General features: G+C 68.5%; 17 protein-coding genes. 6 read left to right on the top strand and 11 right to left on the bottom strand.

Annotated features, from left to right (window positions below):
* The first annotated feature begins 134 nt into the window (after nucleotides 1-134).
* The gene (locus tag ACWGCN_RS21330; protein ID WP_378631508.1) at nucleotides 135-1,031 is read left to right on the top strand and encodes a LysR family transcriptional regulator; all 897 of its coding nucleotides are present in this window, start codon (nucleotides 135-137) and stop codon (nucleotides 1,029-1,031) included.
* Here ACWGCN_RS21330 and ACWGCN_RS21325 read toward each other — a convergent pair.
* Nucleotides 1,028-2,377, bottom strand: coding sequence for an amidase (locus ACWGCN_RS21325; RefSeq protein ID WP_378990765.1), 1,350 nt, complete (start codon nucleotides 2,375-2,377; stop codon nucleotides 1,028-1,030). The two genes, ACWGCN_RS21330 and ACWGCN_RS21325, sit on opposite strands and share 4 nt — an antisense overlap.
* Nucleotides 2,378-2,601: 224 nt before the next feature.
* On the opposite strand from ACWGCN_RS21325, the gene ACWGCN_RS21320 reads away from it, so the two are divergent.
* The gene (locus tag ACWGCN_RS21320) at nucleotides 2,602-5,007 is read left to right on the top strand and encodes a protein kinase domain-containing protein (protein ID WP_378990766.1); all 2,406 of its coding nucleotides are present in this window, start codon (nucleotides 2,602-2,604) and stop codon (nucleotides 5,005-5,007) included.
* A gap of 51 nt (nucleotides 5,008-5,058) precedes the next feature.
* Nucleotides 5,059-7,029 (top strand): serine/threonine-protein kinase, encoded by a 1,971-nt coding sequence (locus ACWGCN_RS21315; protein WP_452460455.1) that lies wholly within the window; start codon nucleotides 5,059-5,061, stop codon nucleotides 7,027-7,029.
* Nucleotides 7,030-7,107: 78 nt separating this feature from the next.
* Here ACWGCN_RS21315 and hpt read toward each other — a convergent pair whose 3' ends face one another.
* From hpt to dacB, 4 genes are all read right to left on the bottom strand, one after another.
* Nucleotides 7,108-7,659: a hypoxanthine phosphoribosyltransferase gene (hpt, locus tag ACWGCN_RS21310; RefSeq protein ID WP_056819061.1), complete on the bottom strand. Its 552-nt coding sequence runs from the start codon at nucleotides 7,657-7,659 to the stop codon at nucleotides 7,108-7,110.
* A gap of 24 nt (nucleotides 7,660-7,683) precedes the next feature.
* A complete protein-coding gene (gene tilS, locus ACWGCN_RS21305; protein ID WP_452459093.1) occupies nucleotides 7,684-8,745 on the bottom strand; it encodes a tRNA lysidine(34) synthetase TilS in 1,062 nt (353 codons plus the stop codon).
* A 138-nt stretch (nucleotides 8,746-8,883) separates the two neighbouring features.
* Entirely contained in the window at nucleotides 8,884-9,945 is a 1,062-nt protein-coding gene (locus ACWGCN_RS21300; RefSeq protein WP_449971494.1) for a zinc-dependent metalloprotease, read from the bottom strand.
* A gap of 13 nt (nucleotides 9,946-9,958) precedes the next feature.
* On the bottom strand, nucleotides 9,959-11,413 hold the full coding sequence (dacB, locus tag ACWGCN_RS21295; protein WP_387446190.1) for a D-alanyl-D-alanine carboxypeptidase/D-alanyl-D-alanine endopeptidase: 1,455 nt from the start codon (nucleotides 11,411-11,413) through the stop codon (nucleotides 9,959-9,961).
* A 164-nt stretch (nucleotides 11,414-11,577) separates the two neighbouring features.
* Between dacB and ACWGCN_RS21290 the strand changes: the two genes are divergently transcribed.
* Nucleotides 11,578-12,066 carry an inorganic diphosphatase gene (locus ACWGCN_RS21290; protein WP_062991391.1) on the top strand — a complete coding sequence of 163 codons (489 nt, stop codon included), beginning with the start codon at nucleotides 11,578-11,580 and terminating at the stop codon, nucleotides 12,064-12,066.
* A 59-nt stretch (nucleotides 12,067-12,125) separates the two neighbouring features.
* On the opposite strand, the gene ACWGCN_RS21285 is transcribed toward ACWGCN_RS21290, so the two are convergent.
* A complete protein-coding gene (locus ACWGCN_RS21285; protein WP_378990774.1) occupies nucleotides 12,126-12,353 on the bottom strand; it encodes a hypothetical protein in 228 nt (75 codons plus the stop codon).
* Between the two features lie 200 nt (nucleotides 12,354-12,553).
* On the opposite strand from ACWGCN_RS21285, the gene ACWGCN_RS21280 reads away from it, so the two are divergent.
* Together ACWGCN_RS21280 and ACWGCN_RS21275 are read left to right on the top strand one after the other, a co-directional pair.
* A complete protein-coding gene (locus ACWGCN_RS21280) occupies nucleotides 12,554-13,741 on the top strand; it encodes a serine hydrolase domain-containing protein (protein ID WP_452459077.1) in 1,188 nt (395 codons plus the stop codon).
* Entirely contained in the window at nucleotides 13,738-15,246 is a 1,509-nt protein-coding gene (locus ACWGCN_RS21275; protein ID WP_452459078.1) for an alpha/beta hydrolase, read from the top strand. The genes ACWGCN_RS21280 and ACWGCN_RS21275 overlap by 4 nt, the downstream gene beginning before the upstream one ends.
* Here the strand turns inward: ACWGCN_RS21275 and ACWGCN_RS21270 are convergent.
* The 5 genes from ACWGCN_RS21270 to ACWGCN_RS21250 all read right to left on the bottom strand — a co-directional run bounded on the left by ACWGCN_RS21270 (nucleotide 15,216) and on the right by ACWGCN_RS21250 (nucleotide 20,291).
* Complete coding sequence (locus ACWGCN_RS21270; RefSeq protein ID WP_378990780.1) at nucleotides 15,216-15,875, bottom strand: response regulator transcription factor; 660 nt, start codon at nucleotides 15,873-15,875, stop codon at nucleotides 15,216-15,218. The genes ACWGCN_RS21275 and ACWGCN_RS21270 overlap by 31 nt on opposite strands.
* Nucleotides 15,863-17,113 carry a sensor histidine kinase gene (locus ACWGCN_RS21265; RefSeq protein WP_452459079.1) on the bottom strand — a complete coding sequence of 417 codons (1,251 nt, stop codon included), beginning with the start codon at nucleotides 17,111-17,113 and terminating at the stop codon, nucleotides 15,863-15,865. The genes ACWGCN_RS21270 and ACWGCN_RS21265 overlap by 13 nt, the downstream gene beginning before the upstream one ends.
* A 7-nt stretch (nucleotides 17,114-17,120) precedes the next feature.
* Nucleotides 17,121-18,893, bottom strand: coding sequence for an MDR family MFS transporter (locus ACWGCN_RS21260; protein WP_449971474.1), 1,773 nt, complete (start codon nucleotides 18,891-18,893; stop codon nucleotides 17,121-17,123).
* Nucleotides 18,890-19,381, bottom strand: a complete 492-nt coding sequence (locus ACWGCN_RS21255; protein ID WP_378990785.1) for a MarR family winged helix-turn-helix transcriptional regulator — start codon at nucleotides 19,379-19,381, stop codon at nucleotides 18,890-18,892. The genes ACWGCN_RS21260 and ACWGCN_RS21255 overlap by 4 nt, the downstream gene beginning before the upstream one ends.
* A gap of 88 nt (nucleotides 19,382-19,469) precedes the next feature.
* Nucleotides 19,470-20,291, bottom strand: coding sequence for a crotonase/enoyl-CoA hydratase family protein (locus tag ACWGCN_RS21250; RefSeq protein ID WP_452459080.1), 822 nt, complete (start codon nucleotides 20,289-20,291; stop codon nucleotides 19,470-19,472).
* Nucleotides 20,292-20,365 lie beyond the last annotated feature (74 nt).

Below are 20,365 nucleotides of genomic sequence, written 5' to 3'. Positions count from 1 at the left end.
ATCCGATGGTGCAGCTCACCATGTCAGGCCATATGCTGTGCGATACCAACCTGGTGACTGTTTTGATCCACTTCCGCGAACTTCCTTGCCCGTTTTGGCTGGATTTTCCCGACCGATTCTGATAGCAAGGTGCTATGGACCCGCATTTGCGCGATCTGCGGTATTTCGTCGCCGTCGCTGAGGAACTGCATTTCACGAACGCCGCCCAGCGGCTGCATATCGCTCAGCCGACGTTGTCACGCCAGATCCGCCAGCTCGAACGCCAGCTCGACGTGGTCCTGTTCGACCGCAACCAGCGCAGTGTCGCCCTCACCGTCGCCGGTAAGGAACTGCTCGAAGGCGCACGCAAGATCCTCGAGCTGTGGGAGGTGACCAACGTGTCCCTCCAGGAAGCAGGCGAGGTGCTGCGCGTCGGAATCCAGTCCGCGCTCGGCCGGGGTCTGCTCAACGACCTCGAGAGCGCGAGCGGTCACCGCCTCGCCCTGCACGCCGCGTCGTGGAACGACCCCTCCAGTGGCCTGGCCGGTCGACAGGCCGACCTGTCGCTGGTCTGGCTGCCGCTGCCCGACCCCAACCGTTATCGCTGGCAGGTGCTGCGCACCGAGCCGCGCTGGGTGCTGCTGCCGGAGTCGCATCCGCTGGCCGAGCAGGACAGCATCGAATTCGCCGATCTGCTCGACGAGCCCTTCGTCGCCCTGCCCACCGAGGCGGGCGCGGTCCGCGACTTCTGGCTCGGCAACGATGCCCGTGGCGGCAAGGCGGCCAAGATCGGCGCCGAGGCGGCCACCCCCGAGGACAAGCTCGAGGCCGTGAGCCTCGGCCTCGGCGTGTGCCTGCTGGCCGAGAACAACGTGCCGATGTACCGCTGGCCCGGGCTCACCGCGCGTCCGGTCGCCGGCCTCACCCCGTGTGAGCTGGCGGTGGCATGGCGGGCCGACGACACGCGCCCGACCATTCTGGAATTCGCCGGTCGCGCCGTCGACGGTGGTTTCTCCGAGCCGACACCGCAGCCGCAGCCGATCGCGGTCTAGTTCGACAGTTCCAGTTGGGCGGCGAGACCGAGCAAGGTGGACTCGCTGCCCGGCGGACCGACCAGCTGCGCGGCCAACGGGGTGTGTGCTTCGGGATGGGTGCCCATCGGTAGTGACGCCGCGGGCCAGCCGAGCAGATTCCACAGTCCGGTGAACGGCGCGTAGCGCGCCGAGGACACGACATTCGCGGCCCACCCGCGCCCGCTCCACTGCCTGGCCTTGGGCGGTGGCGCGGCGAGCGTCGGGGTGATCACCACATCGAAGTCCTCGAAGAATTCGAGCAGCCTGGCTTCGGTCCGGTCGATCTGGCTGGGGCGGACCAGGCCGAGTCGCCGGATCACCCGGCCGATCGCCAGGTGACGTTTGGTGCGTTGCTGGAGCAGTTCGGGGTTCTCGAGTGTGTCGGCGTCGGCCAGGCCCGCGCTCGGCCAGCGCAGCAGCATCAGCAGCGCCGTGTCGCCGTAGGGCAGTTCCACCGGTTGCACCTCGTGCCCGGCCACTGCCGCGCGCGCACCCGCGGTGCGCGCCGCCGCCGTCCAATGCCGATCCATCCGGACCAGACGCGACGGCGGAGCCACGGCCAGTCCGATGCGTAGTCGCTGCGGCTTGCGTAGTTCGGCCAGGTCGGAACGGCCTGCCAGCACCGACAGCGCCAGCGCCGCGTCCGACACCGTGGTCGCGAGGACGCCGTTCTCGGCCAGTCCCGCCCAGGAATCGGCGCCGATCTGCGCGGGCACCACGTGTCTACCCGGCTTGATCCCGAAGACCCCGCATGCCGCGGCGGGCACCCGGATCGAGCCGAGACCGTCGTTGCCGTGCGCGATCGGCACGAGTCCGGCGGCCACCGCCGCGGCAGCACCACCCGAGGATCCACCCGTCGACCGGCCGACATCACGCGGATTGCGGGTGACGCACCCCGCGGAGTCGGTACTGGCCCACAAACCGAGCTCGGGCATCGCGGTCAACCCCACAACGATCGCGCCTGCGGCGCGCAGCCTGGCCACGACCGGGTGATCGACGCTCGCCGGTTCGGCGGAGGTGGCCGCCGAACCGGCCCGGGTCGGTTCGCCCGCCACCGCGATGTTCTGTTTCACCGCCACCGGCACGCCGGCCAGCGGCAGCTCGTCGAGGTCTTGCCGGGCGGCCAGTTCCCGCGCTTCGGCCCTGGCCCGCTCGGCTCGCACCACCGTGAAGGCGTTGATCTTGCGATTCTCCGAACCGATGCGGGCGAGCGCGTCGGCGGTGACGTCGGCGGGCGTGATGGTGCCCGCACGGACCCGGGCGGCCAGTGCCGCGGCGGGGCCGCCGATGGGGTATTCGTCGGCAGGAGGGCGAGACGAGTCCATCGTCACCTCAGCGTCCGTTACGCCGTCGTCGTCGACGGACTCCCATGCTACCGCTGTGAGGTCTTCGTTCATCTGCGGATTCGCCCCCGTCGCATGGTCGTCGAAATTCGGGTGATCAGCTCTAGAGGCGCAAGTTATCATTTCAAGTACAGCTCTCCGGCGATGGCGGTGGGTGTGGCGGAATGAATTTCGCACCGATCCGCGCGAACTCTTTAGGTCGGTTGATGAGCGATAACACCGGAAGCGGGGAACAACCCGACGCAACGGCCGGTCGGGCCACGAATGTGCGCGTCGACATGGTCGAGGCGTTCGCCGCCGCGTGGGGCGCGGTCGACGAACGCCCGCCCGACATCGCCGAGTTCCTCCCCGACGCGGCCACCCTGCGCGCGCAGGCGCTGCACGAGCTGATCCGGGTCGACCTGCGCCATCGCTGGCTGCACCACGCAGGCACCGGCATCGACCGCAAGCGGCTGGTCAACTACTGCGCCGAGTTCCCCGAACTCGACGTTGCCACGCTGCCCGCCGGGCTGGTGTTCGAGGAATTCGTCATCCGCAGGCACAGCGGCGAACGTGTCGACCCGCGCGAGTGCCTGCGCGAGTACCCGGAGCAGGCGGCCAGTCTGCGCGGCCTGCTCAACACCGAGGAACTCGACCAGAGCACCCACCGGACCGACGATCCCGACGCGACGATGAACCAAACGGCGGACTCGACTCGTAGTACCCAGATGACCCGCCCGCAGCTCGACCTCACCGCGACCGCCACCTCGGCCGCGACGTCGTCGACGGACGCACTCTCGAATCCCGGCGCGTTCGAGCCGCTCGACCGCATCGAGATCGGCCAGCGCATCGGCGATTTCGAGCTGCTCACCGGGCTCGGTTCCGGTGCTTTCGCGCGTGTCTTCCTGGCCAGGCAGACGTCGATGCAGCGTCTGGTCGCGGTGAAGATCTCCGCCGACCGCGGCACCGAGCCGCAGACGCTGGCCCAGCTCGACCACGACTACATCGTGCGCGTGTTCGACCAGCAACTGATGGACACCGACTCGGCGCCCTCGGGTTCGCGGCGTCTGCGCCTGCTCTACATGCAGTTCCTGCCCGGCGGGACCCTGCTCGGTCTGCTGCGCTGGGTCCGCGCGACCCCACCCGCCGAACGCAGCGGCAAACTGCTGCTCGACGCCGTGGACGCCGCCATGGAGGAGAAGGGCGAGATCCGCCCGACCGATTCGAGCGTGCGCGCCGAGATCGCCGCCCTGAGCTGGCCGGAAACAGTGGCCTGGCTGGGCAGGCGGCTGGCCGAGGCGCTCGACTACGCGTCCTCGCACGGTGTGCTGCACCGTGATGTGAAACCGGCGAATGTGCTGCTCACCGCCGAGGGCGTCCCGAAGCTCGCCGACTTCAACATCAGCTTCAGCCGCACCGTCGAGGGCACCAGCCCGGTGGCCTACTTCGGCGGTTCGCTGGCCTACATGTCGCCCGAACAGCTGGAGGCCTGTCACCCCGGCCTCAGCCGCACCGCCGCCGACCTCGACACCCGCAGCGATATCTACTCCCTCGGCGTGGTCCTGTGGGAACTGCTCACCGGTGCGAAGCCGTTCGACGACGACACCGCCGCGGCCGAGGGCCGGGGCGACGAAACCACCCTCGAGGCCATGCTCGAGCGACGGACCGGCGGCGTCGATCCCGCCGCGCTCGACCGGGTTCCGGCGAACTGCCCCGCTGCCCTGCGCCGGGTGCTGCTGACCTGCCTCGACCCGGACAGGTCGGGTCGCTGGGCCGAAGGCGCGGTGCTGGCCAAGCAGTTCGATCTGTGTCTGGACGCCCGGGCCCGTGACCTCGTCGACCCGCCGCCGAACAGCTGGCGGATGGTGTGGCGCAAGTGGCCGCTGCTGGTGATGATCTTGGCGATCGGCATCCCCAACGCCCTCGCCTCCTGGTACAACATCCAGCACAACCAGAATCTGGTGGTGAGTCGGCTCAGCGAGTCGGCCCAGCAATCGTTCGTCGTGATCACGGCGGGCGTGAACGTGGTCTTCTTCCCGCTGGGGGCCGCGGTGCTCATCTACCTCGCCCGTTTCGTGCTCTCCGTGCCGCGCGGCCTTCGCCATGGCCGCCGTTACGACCCACAGATTCTGCGCCGCACCAGACACGACACCTTGCGCATCGGCGACCGGGTGGTGATCGTGGTGTTCTCGCTGTGGGCGATCTCCGGACTCACCTTCCCGATCGCGCTGCAATTGGCCGCCGGCGATGTCCCCGGCCACGCCGTGGTCCATTTCCTCGCATCCCTGCTGGTCTGCGGGGCGATCGCCGTCGCCTACCCGTTCTTCCTCGTGACGTTCTACCTGGTCCGCTGCATCTACCCGATCTTCCTTCGCCACGGCGAGATCAGCACCGACGACAGCACCTGGCTGCGCGAGCTGAGCCGCCGCTGCACCTGGTACCTCGCGGTGGCCGCCTCGGTCCCCCTCCTCGCCGTCGCGGGCGTCACCTTCCTCCCGCCCGGTGATATCCCGGCCGTGATCGTCGCCGTCCGGGTGCTCTGCGTCGGCGGCATCGTCGCCTTCATCGGCTCCTACCTGCTCTTCCGCGCGCTCGAAGCCGATCTGAAAGCCCTGGAACGCGTCGTCAGCTGACGATCTCCGGCGTGGATGAACCTCCGTGCGGGTCCGCGCGTATGACCCGTCGTGAGCTCGACTGTCATCACCGAGGCGACCCGCCCCTCGCTCGACCGCACCGCCACCATGCACTCCACCGATCGCCGCGGGCTCGACCGGTTCGAGGTGGGCGACCGCGTCGGCGACTTCGAGCTGCTGACCGAGCTCGGCGTGGGCGCGTTCGCCCGGGTCTTCCTCGCCAGGCAACGGTCGATGCAACGTCTGGTCGCGGTGAAGATCTCCGCCGACAGCGGCACTGAGCCGCAAACCCTGGCCCAGCTCGACCATGACTACATCGTGCGCGTGTTCGATCAGCTCGTCCTCGATCCACCCGGCGACGGGTCGCCCCGGCTGCGCCTGCTGTACATGCAGTTCCTGCCCGGCGGCACCCTGCTCGGCCTGCTGCGCTGGGTCCGCGCGACCCCGCCTGCCGAACGCGACGGTCGGCTCCTGCTCGACGCGATCGACGCGGCGATGACGGAGAAGGGCGAGATCCGGCCGGCGGATTCGAGCGTGCGGCACGAGATCGCCCACCTCAGCTGGCCCGACACCGTGGCCTGGCTGGGTCGGCGCCTGGCCGCGGCACTGGATCACGCGGCCGATCGGGGTGTGCTGCACCGTGATGTGAAGCCGGCGAATGTCCTGCTCACGGCCGAGGGCGTGCCGAAGCTCGCCGATTTCAACATCAGCTTCAGCGAGACCGCGGGCACCAGCCCGCTCTCGTATTTCGGCGGGTCGCTGGCGTACATGTCACCCGAGCAGCTCGAGGCCAGCCATCCCGGCTACGACCGCAGCGCCGCCGACCTCGAAGCACGCTCCGATCTCTTCTCACTGGGTGTGCTGCTGTGGGAACTGCTCACCGGCACCAAGCCGTTCGACGACACCGGCGCCGACGACCCCGACTGCGGCGATCGAACCAGACTCGAAGCGATGCTCTCCGCACGCAGCACGGGCGTCGGTCATTCCGCGCTGCAGCAACTCCCGCCGGACTGTCCGCCCGCACTTCGCCGGGTGCTGCTGCGTTGCCTCGAGCCGGACCGAAACGACCGCTGGCCCGACGGCACCGTCCTCGCCGAACAGTTCGACCTCTGCCTGGACCCGCGCGGCAGAGACCTGGTCGACCCGCCTGCCCGTTCCTACCGAATTCGCTTGCGGCCCTTCATGGTTGCGCTGATGACGCTGGCGATCGCGGTACCCAACGCGCTCGCCGTGAAATACAAGACCTGGCAGAACTCCGGCCTGCTGGTGCAGCGGCTCGAGCCCGCCGCTCGCGAGGCGGTGCACATCGTCTCGGTGGTCACCAACGTGATGTCCTTCGCGCTCGGCGCGGTGATCCTGGTCTATTTGTCCCGCCACGCGATCCTGGTTCCACGCGCGTTACGGGCCGGGCGACGCGTGGGTACCGCGACGTTGGGCCTGGCAAGCAGGCAATCGCTGTACCTGGGTGACCGGGCGGTTGTCGTCGCCGTGTTGTTCTGGGTCACCGCGGCCGCGATCCTGCCCGCCACGGTGAAGGTGAGCACCGGTGAGCTGGAGACGCGCACCACGGTGCAATTTCTGACGTCGAACGCCATCGGTTGCGCCGTGGCGGCGACCTACGCGTTCTTCCTCATCACCTTCTACATGGTCCGCTGCGCCTACCCGGCCTTCCTGCAGCAAGGCCACCGGTTCCACACCGACGCCGCGGCGCTGCGCGGACTCCTGCGGCGCTGCGGCTGGTATCTGGCGGTCGCCGCGTCCATCCCGCTGATCGCGATGGTCGCCATTACCTTGCTGCCCACCGAGGACCTGCTGCCGACCATGGTCTCGCTGCGTGTGGTCTACCTCGGCAGCGTCGTGACCTTCCTCGGCTCGTACGCGCTGTTCCGCGCGATCGACGCCGATATCCGGGCCTTGATCAGAGTCGTCGATCCCCAACCCCGACCGCCCCGACCTCGAGGAGGGGCCGCCGACGCAGTCGGCGGTTCGCGCCCGTCCCGCCGATCAGGTGCCGTTGCGTAGGCGACGAAGGAGCAAGCAGCGGTACCTGATCGGCGGGACCGCCGGAGGCGCGAACTCGAGCGCGCCAGCGCTCCAAGATTACGAGTACACCGCCGGGTTGAGGGTGCCGATGTAGGGGAGGTCGCGGTAGCGCTCGGCGTAGTCGAGGCCGTAGCCGACGACGAATTCGTTGGGGATGTCGAAGCCCACGTGCGCGACGTCGACGGGGGTGCGCAGCGCGTCGGGCTTGCGGAGCAGGGTGACTACTTCCAGCGAGGCCGGGTTGCGGGTGGACAGGTTGCGCTTGAGCCAGGACAGGGTCAGGCCCGAGTCGATGATGTCCTCGACGATCAGGACGTTACGGCCCGCGATGTCCTTGTCCAGGTCCTTCATGATGCGCACCACGCCCGAGGACGAGGTGGACGAACCGTAGGACGACACGGCCATGAATTCGAGCTGAGTGGGGATCGACAGCGCCCTGGCGAAGTCGGTCATGAAGAAGATCGCGCCCTTGAGGACGCAGATCAGCAGGAGGTCACCTTCGGGGGAATCGGGCGGGTATCGCTTGGCGACGAGCTCGGCCAGTTCCTCGATCTTGGCTTTGATCTCGTCTTCGGTGATCAGCACCGATGCGATGTCGTCTCCGTACACGGAAGTGGGTGTCCCTTCGTGGCATCAAATGCGCGGCTGTGCTCGCACCGCCAGCGTGCCATGTTCGCGCGTCACGACCAACCTGTGGTCCCTCGAGCCGCCCGCCACCGCCACCCCGCCCTGTCCGTGCCAATTACTCACCAGCTCGTCGATCGCCTGTAAATGGGCGTTCATGAGCCCGCTCACGCCCTCATCCGCAAGCCAGGCGCGCACCGCCCTGCGACGCAACGCGGGCGGGGCAGTGGCCAGGATCTCGATCGACAGCGTGGGTCGATCGGTGTCGTCGCGGCCACCGGACCCGGATCGATCGTCGAGATCGGGACGGCGCGCCACGGCGCCATCGGGACGTGCGCTCGCGCGGTGCGAACGCGCATTCCGCAGCAACTCGGCCGCGTAGGCATCGAGCACGGCGCCGTCCGCACGCAACTGCTCGGCCGTGCGGACGAGTGCCTGCGCGACTCCACCGCCGAGGACGTCCTCGAGCAGTGGCAAGACTTCGTTGCGCACCCGCACGCGGGTGTACCTGAGGTCGACGTTGTGCGGATCGTCCCACGGTTCGATCCCCAGATCGGTGCACATCCGCACCGTCTGAGCCCTCCGCACACCCAGCAACGGCCGCCCCCACGGCGCATTCCACGCCACCATCCCCTGAATGGACCGCCCGCCCGAGCCGCGCGCCAACCCGAGCAGCACCGTTTCGGCCTGATCATCGAGCGTGTGTCCGAGCAACACCGGCCGCCCGTCCCGTACCGACTCCAACGCCGCGTACCGAGCCGCCCGAGCCGCCGCCTCCACACCCCCCGCACGCCCGACCTCGACGGGCACGACCATCGCCCCCACACACCCGAGCCCCATCGCTTGCTCGACCGCCCGATCGGCCACCGCCGCTGACCCCTCCTGCAACCGATGGTCGACGACCACCGCGGTCACCGCACCCGCCTCGACAACGGCGGCGGCAACCAAGGCCAGCGAATCCGCCCCGCCGGACAACCCCACAACCACCGGCCCCCGCCCACCGTGCGCGGCCACCCACTCGCGCACACCCCGCCGCACCGCGAGCACCGCCGCTGTCTCCGGCAGGCGCATCGGACGAGGCGATGTCATCGGCCACACCGAACAATCGCCTCTCGAACATCGGACGGCAGCCGCGATCCACGAGCAGGCTGCGCGGCCCTGCTCGGCGGTCGACCGTCCGCGTAAGTCACGTGTGCAGGTTACCGAGACCTATCCCAGCACCCGGCGAATCCACCGTTCCGGATCGTCGACCTCGTCCAGCAACGGCAGCGTGTCGGCGTTCGTCCACACCGTGTTGAATTCCGCGACCCCCACCCGCTCGACCACCGCGTCCACGAACTTCTTGCCCCGTACGTATTGCGCGACCTTCGCGTCCACGCCGAGCAAGGCCCGCAGCAGCCGCTGGATCGGATTGGACGGCTTCTGTCGACGTCGATCGAACGCGGCCCTGATATCGGCGACGGTCGGCACCACAGCGGGCCCGGCGGCGTCCATCACATGATCGGCATGCCCTTCGAGCAGCGTGCCGAGCATCAACAGTCGATCCAGTGCCTCGCGCTGCGGCGGCGCCTGGGCCGCACGCAACAGTCCGACCACCCCTCGACTGTTCGGATCGTCGGTGTTGTCGCCGTTGCGCCGCGACCGCACCTCGCCCAGTAATCGGGTGAGCATCTCGCTCATCGGTTCCTCGCCGACCTCGCTCAAGATGTCCACGTTGGTGCGCATGTACCCGGCCAGCCAGGGCGCCGACGAGAACTGCACCCGGTGCGTCACCTCGTGCAGGCACACCCAGAGCCGGAAGTCGCTCGGATCGACGCCGAGCGCACGCTCGACGCCGAGGATATTGGGCGCGACCAGCAGCAAGGTGCCGTCCTCGCCGGTGAACGGGTCGTACTGCCCGAGAATCGCGGTCGACAGGAACGCCAGCATGGTCCCCGCCTGGACACCCGCGGGTTTCCCGACGAACTTGCCACCGTCGGCGGATTCGATGCCGGTGAGCACAGCCATCGAATCGGCGGCCGCGGAGATCCACCCCGGCCGGTCGACGATCCGCGCCTCGGGAACCGGCCGGTCGTCGAGCAGCCCACTGACCTCACGCACCGGCAGTTCGGCCAGTATCGAGGCAGACGCCAGCTCGGCGACGACCTGTTCGGCCGTCTGCCGGGACACGCGCGGCCCGGAGGGAGCGAGCACCGCCCCGGTTCGCGCGGCCAGCCGCCAGTCCACAGCTCCGCTGAACCCGGAACTCTTGCGCTCGGTCTTGTCGGTCATAGTCACCCGTTCTCTACGAGCATCCACAGTTGCGCAGGGCACCCGCCACCGCGTCGAGCGCCGGCCTGCTCTGCTCCGGCAATCGGTCGTTCGACATGAGTGCGAAGGTGAGTACCCGCCCGTCGCGGTCGAGTACATATCCGACCAACGCGCTGGCCACGCTCAGAGTTCCGGTCTTGGCGCGCACCCACCCCGCACCCTGCCGGTTCTGTGTGACGAAGCGCGGCGCGAGTGTGCCGGTGCCGCCCGCGACGGGCAGGTAGTCCAGCATCGGCGCGAGAGCCGCTGCGCGCGGGTCGTTTTCGGGCCTGGCCTGTGTTCCGGCCGGTACCAATGCGGCGTTGCCGGTCGGTTCCGCCGCGGTCGCGATGATCGAATCGAGCAGCTTCGGGGTCACCCGGTCGTCGACGGAGAGCCCACTGTTGTCGGCCAGATGCAGTCCGGCGATATCGAATCCGGCCGTCGACAGGGCGGCCGTGGTGGCGGCGACCGCACCGGCAAAGGAGGCCGGCTGGCCCGACGCCACCGCCAGCTCACGTCCGATGGTCTCGGCCAGCACATTGTCGGAGTGAATCATCATGTCGTGCAAGCGAACCCGCAGCGGGGCCGATTCGACCTTCGCGATCTGAGCGCCGGTCTGCGCGGCCGGTCCCACTCGCACCGCGGCGGGATCGATACCCAGCTCGGCGGCGAGCGCTCGTCCGGCGTCCAGCGCGGGATTCGCGGTGCGCGGGGAATAGTCGGCCGAGGGGTCGAACCGGCCACCGTCGAGCATGATCGGCTCGATCGGGGCGATCGACCCTTCCGGGATGTCGATCGGGTCCCAGCCCGAGGCCATGGTCGGCCCCGAGTAGGCGGACGTGTCGACCACGATCGCGTTCGCCTGGCGGCCCGCGGCCCGCACCTGCGCGGCCAGATCCGCGATCCGGGCGCCGTCGGTGTAGTAGCCGCCCGCTGCCCGCGTGGTGAGCGTGGGGTCCCCGCCCGCCACCAGCACCAGCTCGCCGGGCGCACCGGCGAGCACCTTGGTGGTCACCCGCTGATCATCGGGCAAGGTCAGCAATGCGGCCGCGACCAGCATGATCTTGGCCGTCGACGACGGGATCATCGCCTTGGCCGGCTCCTGACTCCACAGCACCGTCCCGCTGCCCGGATCGGTCACCTGACCCGCGAACGCACCGAGATCAGGGTTGCCGACCACCGCGGCGAGCGCCGCGGCGATGCCCGCCACCGTGGGCGCGGGCGCGTCCGATCGGGCCGGAGCCACCTCGGGAAACACCTGACCCGTGTCCGGCGGCGGCGCCACGGTGAGTCCGCCGTGGCGGAATTCCGGCGTCCACGGCTGCGCGATCGCCGCGAAACCGCCCGCGATCACCAGTAGCGCGACGACCACTGCCGACAACCAGATCCAGCGGGACCTCCGGCGCCCCTGCACCGGTGATCCCGGATTGCCGCCTGCATCGACCACGACAGTGTCTCCCTCAACGCCGACCGACACGCCTCGACTGCGCGACTACAGCCGCCTGCCGCACCGGTGTACCAGCACACCACACTATCCTCGTTGCGCAACGGTTCCCCAGAACGATCTGGCGATTCGGCACAGACCAGCACTCGAACGAGCAAGGAGATGGCGTGGAGTTCGACGTCACCATCGAGATTCCCAAGGGTTCTCGGAACAAGTACGAGGTCGATCACGAGAGCGGTCGGGTCAAGCTCGACCGGTACCTGTACACCTCCATGGGCTACCCGGCCGACTACGGCTTCATCGAGAACACCCTCGGCGAGGACGGCGACCCGCTCGACGCGCTGGTGCTGCTGCCCGAGTCGGTGTTCCCCGGCGTGATCGTCGAGGCCCGCCCGGTGGGCGTGTACCGCATGACCGACGAGGCCGGTGGCGACGACAAGGTGCTGTGTGTCCCCGCGGGCGACCCGCGCTGGGATCACATCCAGGACCTGGGCGACGTCTCGGAGTTCGAACTGTCGGCGATCAAGCACTTCTTCGAGCGCTACAAGGATCTCGAGCCGGGCAAGTACGTCGAGGGTTCGGAGTGGCTCGGCCGCGCCGAGGCCGAGAAGATCATCGACGAGTCCTTCACTCGGCTGAAGGAATCCGGCCACTGAGCCGATAGACCTGCGAAAAACGGGAAGTCCGAAGAGTTTTCGGACTTCCCGTTTCGGTGTCAGTACCAGATGTAGAGATCCCAGCCGTCCCAGCTCTCCGTGCACTCCCAGTAATACCCGCCGGTGTACGGATCTTCCCCGGCCGCGCGGCACTGATAGAGCTCGTAGTAGGTGCCGTAATACGTTCCGTACGGCGCCGCGGCGGCACTGCCCGCACCGACCGCCGACACCCCGGCGACGGTCGCGACGGCCAGCAGGGCGGCGGCGACGGTGGATTTGATGCGCATATTGATTCTCCTGACGCGGACAACTTCGACTTCTCGAAGTTATTGCGGCGCAGAGGTTTGAACAGCCAACCCTAGAGGTTGGTTCGCTCTCCCCTTGGTCGATTCACCTACCCCACCCCAAGGTTGGTAGCGCAGGCACCACCTTCGATTCGGGTGTGCGCGGCATGGGCACGGCGCCCGCTCGTTCCTAGGCTCGAATCATGCAGCTCAACACCACTTTTTCGAGCAAGTCACGGCGTGCCTTCGCGGCCGGAACCGGCCTGCTCGCACTACTCACCGTCACCGCGTGCGGGCCCGAGAACAGCGCCACGGCGGCGCAACCGGGTCGGCCGGAGATCCGGCAGGCGCTCGAATCGGTGGTGCAGGCCGGATTCCCCGGCGCCCAGGCCGTGATCACCACCGCGGCCGGCGAACAGACCGTCACCGCGGGGGTCGGTGATATCGAGACGGGCGCACCGATTCCCGACGGGGCGTATGTCCGAATCGGCAGCAACACCAAGAGTTTCGTCGCGACCGTGGTCATGCAGTTGGTCGCCGAGGGGAAGGTCGAACTCGATGGTCCCGTCGAGCGGTACCTACCGGGCGTCGTGCAGGGCAGTGGCAACGATGGCAACCGCATCACCGTGCGCCAACTGCTCCAGCACACCAGCGGGCTACCGGACTATCTGGCCGGCGGCGATCCCAGCCTGCGTGCCGACCCAGGCACGCAGCAGATCGAGCCAGACCCGGAAGTCATCCGCCTGCGCCACTTTTCGCCCAGCGAGCTGGTCCGCATCGCGATGACGATGCCGCCGCGGCACGAACCCGGCGCCCGCTCGGTCTACACCAACACCAACTACATCCTGCTCGGCATGCTGATCGAGCAGGTCACCGGCCGCCCCGCCGCCACGGAGATCACCACCAGGATCATCGAGCCACTCGGCTTGCGCGACACCTACTTTCCCGCACCCGGCGACATCGGCCTGCGCACACCACACCCGCGCGGCTATCAGGACATCGACGGCGCACGTGTCGATTTCACCGACTTCGATCCCTCATGGGGCGATACCGCGGGTGCGATGATCGCCACCGGCTCGGATCTGAACCGCTTCTTCCTCGCACTGCTGGACGGTAAGTTGCTGCCCGCCGCACAGCTGGAACAGATGCGGCAGACGGTGCAGTTCGACCGAATGCCTTCGGCCGGTTACGGATTAGGCCTGGTCGTGCAGACCACCTCGTGTGGCAAGACGACCGTCGCCCACGGTGGCAGCATCCCCGGTTTCGATACCCGCACCGGGGTCACAGCCGACGGCGTCGCGGTGACCATCACCGTGAACGAGCTGCCGCACAACAAGGACCAGGCAGAGGTTGTCGAGCGGGCCTTCGACACCGTGGTCTGTGCCTCATGAAACGCGCGATCCTGGCCGTCGCAGTCGCCGCGACGGCCGCCGGATTGCTGACCGCCACAACGGCATCGGCCGATATCGACCCGCTCGATCGTTTTCGCCATCAGTCGCTGACCTGGCAGTCCTGCGATGATCCGCGTCTCGATCCGGCGGGAGCCCAGTGCGCGCAGGTAAGGGTGCCGGTGGATTACTCGGCGCCACAGGCGGAAACGATGACCGTGGCCATCTCGCGGCTGCCCGCTACGGACCCGGCGAAACGTCGCGGCGTGCTGCTGTCCAATCCGGGAGGCCCCGGCGCTCCCGGTCTCGACTTCATGATCGACGTGCGCGAGGCGATGAGCTCCGAGGTCCGTGACCGCTACGACCTGATCGGCATGGATCCGCGCGGAATCGGCCGCTCCACCCCGGTGAACTGCCGCTGGCAGCACGGATTCGGGCTGGAATCCGCCGGTCTCGACGGCGTCGGTTTCGCCGAAAGCGTCGCCCAGCATGCCGAACTCGCCGCGCTGTGCGCGACGAACGAGGGACCTCGGCTGCACCACATCACCACACGCAACACCGCCCGCGATATGGACGTCATCCGTGCCGCCCTCGGCGAGGAACGAATCAGCTACTTCGGCACCTCCTACGGCACCTACCTCGGCGCGGTCTTCGCCCAGCTGTTCCCCGAGCGCAGCGACCGGTTCGTCCTCGACAGTGCCGTCGACCCCGAGCACTACGGATCGGTCGGGATGATCCGTGCCATGGGCCCGGTCAACGAGGCGGCATTCGACCGATGGGCCGATTGGGTGGCCGCCCACGACGGCGAGTTCCGTTTCGGCGCGGACCGTTCCGCGGTCAGGTCGACCGTGCAGACCATGGTCCGCCGCGCGAACGACCGGCCGATCCGGATCGGCGAGTTCACCGTCGACGAACACAGCCTGCCGATGGTGCTCTACCGCGGGCTCGACGACCCACGCAACTATCCGCCGCTGGCACGCCAGATCCGGCAACTCGCCGATGCCGCCGACGGCATCGAGGTGCAGCCCGAACCCGAGCTTGCCGCCTCGCTCGCCTTCATGCTCACCGCGCGGCCACGCGACTACTCACCGGCGTTGGCCGTCCTGTGCGGCGATGTGGAAGTACCGCGCGATCCAGCCTGGTACTGGCGCAATATCGAGGCGAGCCGTGCCGATCAACCGCTGTTCGGCGCATTCGCGAACAACATCCCGCCGTGCGCGTTCTGGGCGCCCCCGGTCGAGCAGCCGACCGTGATCGGCAATGCGGTGCCGAGCCTGATCGTCCAGTCCACCGACGACACCCGCACCACCCACGCAGGCGCGCGGGTCATGCACCGGGCAATGACGGGGTCACGCATGGTGACCTTGGAAGATGTCGCGGTGCACTGGATCTACGGCAACTACCCGAACACCTGCGTCGACACGACCGTCAACGCCTATCTCCGCGACGGCACGCTGCCCGACACCGACCCGGTCTGTCAGGATGATCCGGGGCGCGCGTTCAGGTAGGCCAGTACGGCGAGGACCCGGCGGTGGCCCGATTCGTCGGCGGCGAGGCCGAGCTTGGCGAAGATGCTGCGAATGTGTTTGAGCACAGCGCCTTCGGTGACGACCAGGCGTGCCGCGATGGCGGAGTTGTCCTGTCCTTCGGCCATCAGCGCGAGCACTTCGCGTTCGCGGGCGGTCAGCGTGGACAGCGGATCGTCGACCTTGCGGCGCACCAGCAGCTGTGCGATAACTTCCGGGTCCATCGCGGTGCCACCGGCGGCGACGCGGTGCAGGGATTCGAGAAACCGGTCGACCTTGCCGACCCGTTCCTTGAGCAGGTACCCGACGCCACCGCCACCGTCACCGAGCAGTTCGGAGGCGTAACTGTCCTCCACATAGGACGACAGCACGAGCACCGGCAGCCCGGGGTGGACGGTCCTGGCACGCACCGCAGCGCGCAGGCCGTCGTCGGTGAAGGTCGGCGGGAGCCGCACATCCACCACCACGGCGTCCGGCCGGTCGGCGGTGACGACGGCGAGGAAATCGTCGGCATTGTCGACGGCGGCCACCACGTCGATCCCGGCCGTCTTCAACAGCAGGACGAGGCCTTCCCGCAGGAGGGCGTCGTCCTCGGCGATCACGACCCGCACGGCAACTCCACCCGCACCACAGTAGGCCCACCGGCGGGGCTGCTCAGCGTCATCTGCCCGTCGAGCGCCTCGGCCCTGCGCCGGATGCCGGCCAGACCACCCCCATCGGTCGCGCTCGCTCCACCCATACCGTCGTCGCGGATCTCGACGGTGAGCAGATCGGGCGGCCCACCCAGTTCTATCGACAGTGTGTCGGCACCGGAGTGTTTGGTCGCGTTGGTGATGGCCTCGGCGATCACGAAATAGGCGGCGGCTTCCACCGCCATCGGCCGCCGGGTGATGCCGTTGGATTCGAGCACGCACGGGATCGGACTGCGCGCGGCCAGCGCGGAGACGGCGCTGTTCAGGCCCCGATCCGAGAGCACCGGCGGGTAGACGCTGCGCACCACATCGCGCAGTTCGGCCAAGGCCGCCGAAGCCGTGTCCTGCGCTGTCCGCACCATCCGATCGGCGGCTTCGGGATCACGGTCGCGCCACTGCTCGGCCAGTCCGAGTTGCATGATCACCGCCGCGATTCTGGCTTGGGCGCCATCGTGCAGATCGCGTTCGATGCGGCGCAGTTCGGCACCGTGCGCGTCCAGCGCGGCGGCCCTGGTCACGGTCAGCTCGGCGACCCGATCGGCCAGCACGGCGTTCTCGTCCGGCGCGAGCAACGCCCCTGCCACTCGGGCCTGCGCGTTCGCCGCCTCGGGCGCGCGCAGTGCGAGGGCGCCGTAGACGATGCCGACCGCCACGCTCACCACGGCGGCGGTCCAAGAATCGATGACGATGCCGCCGCTGGACACCGTGCCGTCGGCCCGCGCACTCCAATAACTCGCGACGGCGAGATGCTGTACCGCGCTCAGCGGCAGTGCCACCGCCAGCGCGGCCAGTGGCAATCCGATGATCGCGTGCAGCACCAGCCAGGCCAGATCACGCCGATTCGCCGGATCGGCGGCCAGCGTCGAGAGCTGATGACGCAGGTCGCCGGTCAACGGCCGGTAGGCGGACACGATCGGCGTGCCGAGCAACCTGCCCGCCCTGCGCCGTTCGAGCCCCAGCAGCGGCCGGATCAACTTGACCGCCTCCGGCAGCGCGGGAATCCCGATCCCGATCAGGCTCGCGGCCGCCACGATCGCCAGCGCGACCACCGCGAACAGCGACGCCACCCCGGTCAGCCCGCCCACCAGCAGATAGCCGACAGCGGCGGGCAGACGACGTAACCGCCGCACTACACCACCGCTGCCGAATCGACTCACCCGATGATCATGCCGGGGGCGCACCCGCTCGGACTCGACCACCCTCGCCCCCGTCGCGCGGGTCCCCGGCTGACGCGGCGGACTGCGCGGCGGTGTCGACCAGCGCACCCACCCCTTCGGCGGCCTTGGCATCGCCGTCGGCTTGGATTCCCCCCGACATCCGCAGCGGAACTTCCTTCCAGAACAGCACCAGCAGCAGGGCGATCAACGCCACCGCGGAGGCGACGAGGAACACCGTCGACATCGAGTCGGCGAAGCCCACCTGGAAGGGCTTGGCGAGTTCGGGGTCGAGCTGCTGGATGATCGAGCTGTCCTGGAGGACCTTGCCCGCGGCCGACGTGTCGTGCGCCAGCAGGCCCTTGGCCAGCGCGGCATCCGCCGGGTTGGTGCTCTGCGCGCCCTCGATCACGGCCTGCTGGTAGGCGGGGTCCGCCGCCGACTGCTGCAATTCGGTGGTGATGTTCGGGGTGAGCAGCGAGAACAGGATCGACAGGAACACCGCGGCGCCGAGGGTGCCGCCGATCTGACGGAAGAACGTCGCCGACGCGGTCGAGACGCCCATGTCCTTGGGCGGCAGCGCGTTCTGCAAGGCCAGGGTCAGCGGCTGCATGAGATTGCCGAGGCCGAAGCCGGTGGCCGCCATGAACAGCATCGCCAGCCACAGCGGGCTGTCGGCGTCGAGCAGGTGCAGCAGGAACAACCCGAGCGTCAGCATGATCGCGCCGATTATCGGGAATGCCCGGTAGCGGCCGGTTTTCGAGATCAGCCGACCCGAGACGATCGAACCGGTCATCAGCCCGAGCACCATCGGCAGCATCTGCAGACCTGCCTCGGTCGGCCCGGCGCCGCGCACCACCTGCAGGTACTGCGGCAGCAGCAGCATGCCGCCGAACATCGCCGCACCGACGACGAAGGAGATCACCACGCCGAGCGCGAACGTCACATTGTCGAAGATCCGCAGCGGGATCAACGCCGCGTCTCCCATGAACTTCTCGACCACGACGAAGCCGGCCAGCCCGATCGCGCCGATCGCGTAACAGATCACCGAAGAGTTACTGCTCCAGCCCCATTCGCGACCCTGTTCGGCCACGATCAGCAGCGGAACCAATCCGACCGCGAGCACGATCGCACCCGCGAAGTCGATGCGATGGGTGGCGTGCGGCTTGCGCGGCAGGTGCAGCACCCGGGTCACCACCACCAGGGCGAGCAGCCCCAGCGGCACGTTCACCAGGAACACCCAGCGCCAGCCGGTGATGCCGAGAATGGTGTCCTGCCCGGCCAGCAGCCCGCCGAGGACGGGCCCGAGCACACTCGAAATGCCGAACACCGCAAGGAAATAGCCCTGGTAGCGGGCGCGTTCACGGGGTCCGATGATGTCGCCCATGATGGCCAGCGCCAGCGACATGAGTCCGCCCGCGCCCAGACCCTGGAACGCGCGGAACGCTGCCAGCTGATACATCGACGTGGCCAGCGTGCACAGCAGCGAACCGACGATGAACAGACCGATCGCGGCCAGGAAGAACGGCTTGCGGCCGAACATGTCCGAGAGCTTGCCGTAGAGCGGGGTGCTGATCGTCGCGGTGATCAGGTAGGCGGTGGTGGCCCAGGCCTGCAGCGAGTAGCCGTCGAGGTCGTCGGCGATGGTGCGGATGGACGTCGACACGATCGTCTGATCGAGCGAGGCCAGCAGCATGCCGAGCATCAGCCCGGACAGGATGGTCAGGATTTGGCGATGGGTGAAGCCTGCCGGTGATTCCACCGGGGCCGCGGTTGTCGTCACGAAACGTTCTCCGTAGTGCTCAGTGCGGGCGGCTGGGCCAGCAGGACCGGGCGGGCCGCGTCGTAGTCCTCGACGAACCGCGTCAGCAGCCCGGCGAAGAGCGCGCGATCGTCGGTGGACCAGTTCTCGGTGACGATGGCAATGGAATTCCGGCGCCGCGCCCGGATCCGGTCGGCGGTCTCGCGCCCGTAGTCGGTGGCCTCCAGCACGGTGGCTCGCCCGTCGTCGGGGTCGGCGGCGCGCACCACCAGGCCACGCTCCACCAGCTGCGCGACCTGCCTGCTCACCGTCGACGCGTCCGAATGCACCGCGTCGGCGAGCGCGCCCGAGCGCATCGGCCCGTCACACACCAACCGGAACAGCACCATGAACCCCGCCGGGTCGATCCCCGAGTGGTCCTTGATCTGGGCCATCGCCCGATCGCGCAGCCGGTGCAGCCGCACGAGCTGGATCGCGATCGCGTCGATCGCGGGCTCACTCTCACTCACACGTTTACCTTTACTTGCATCAATCAATTAGTTGTGTGATGCAAGTATGTAGGCAGAACGGTCGCCGTGGCAACCGTTTGAACTGCCTTTACTCGCCCTTGAACTCCGGCGCGCGCTTCTCGAAGACCGCCGCGATCGCCTCGGGCAGGTCCTTCGACGGCAGGAACGCCGCGTTCCACGTCGACACGTAACGCAGACCGTCGGCGATCGCCGGGCTGGTCCGCTGCTCGAGCACGTCCTTGATGCCCTGCACCACCAGCGGCGGGTTGCCCGCGATCTCGCGCGCCATCGCGTGCGCGGCGGCCAGCACGGCCTCCTGATCGGCGAACACCTCGTTCACCAGGCCCATCCGCTCGGCACGGGCCGCGTCGATGTCCTTGGCGGTGAAGGCCAGCTCCCGCAGATTGCCCTCGCCGATGATGCCGGGCAGGCGCTGCAGCGACCCGATGTCGGCGACGATCGCCACCTTCGCCTCACGCAGGCTGAACTTGGCATCCGCGCTGGCCAGACGAATATCGGCAGCGGCGATCAGGTCGAGACCACCGCCGATGCACCACCCGGACACCGCCGCGATCACCGGCTTGGTGCACTCGGCCAGCGCCGTCACCGAGGCCTGCATCCGGCGGACCTCCCTGAGGAACTCCGTACGCGGCCCCGCCTTCGCGTCGTCGGCCAGCACCGGAGCCAGCGTGCCCGCGGTCGCGGCCAGGTCGAGACCGAACGAGAAGTGCTTGCCCGCCCCGGTCACCACCACCGCCCGTACCTGCGGATCCGCGTCGAGCTCGGCGAAGACCTCGGGCAGCTCGCGCCAGAAGTCGGGACCCATCGCATTGCCCTTGCCCGGTCCGATCAACGTGACCTGGGCAACGTTGTCGGCGATCTCGACGGTAAAGGCCTTCCATTCACTCATGCCCTGATTATTGCCACCGCGCCAACATGCCGCCCACCCAGCCCCGCCCCCGACCCCTAGGGAGGGGCCGGACG

Source organism: Nocardia sp. NPDC055050, assembly GCF_053608345.1.
This window is presented reverse-complemented; position numbering and strand designations above follow the sequence as displayed.

Bases quoted from the DNA above. Each gene is read 5' to 3' on its own strand.
- ACWGCN_RS21280 (WP_452459077.1), top strand. From the start codon at position 12,554: ATGCAGCTCAACACCACTTTTTCGAGCAAGTCACGGCGTGCCTTCGCG.
- ACWGCN_RS21325 (WP_378990765.1), bottom strand. From the start codon at position 2,377: ATGGACTCGTCTCGCCCTCCTGCCGACGAATACCCCATCGGCGGCCCC.
- ACWGCN_RS21320 (WP_378990766.1), top strand. From the start codon at position 2,602: ATGAGCGATAACACCGGAAGCGGGGAACAACCCGACGCAACGGCCGGT.
- ACWGCN_RS21300 (WP_449971494.1), bottom strand. From the start codon at position 9,945: ATGACCGACAAGACCGAGCGCAAGAGTTCCGGGTTCAGCGGAGCTGTG.
- ACWGCN_RS21285 (WP_378990774.1), bottom strand. From the start codon at position 12,353: ATGCGCATCAAATCCACCGTCGCCGCCGCCCTGCTGGCCGTCGCGACC.
- tilS (WP_452459093.1), bottom strand. From the start codon at position 8,745: ATGCGCCTGCCGGAGACAGCGGCGGTGCTCGCGGTGCGGCGGGGTGTG.
- ACWGCN_RS21250 (WP_452459080.1), bottom strand. From the start codon at position 20,291: ATGAGTGAATGGAAGGCCTTTACCGTCGAGATCGCCGACAACGTTGCC.
- ACWGCN_RS21275 (WP_452459078.1), top strand. From the start codon at position 13,738: ATGAAACGCGCGATCCTGGCCGTCGCAGTCGCCGCGACGGCCGCCGGA.
- ACWGCN_RS21330 (WP_378631508.1), top strand. From the start codon at position 135: ATGGACCCGCATTTGCGCGATCTGCGGTATTTCGTCGCCGTCGCTGAG.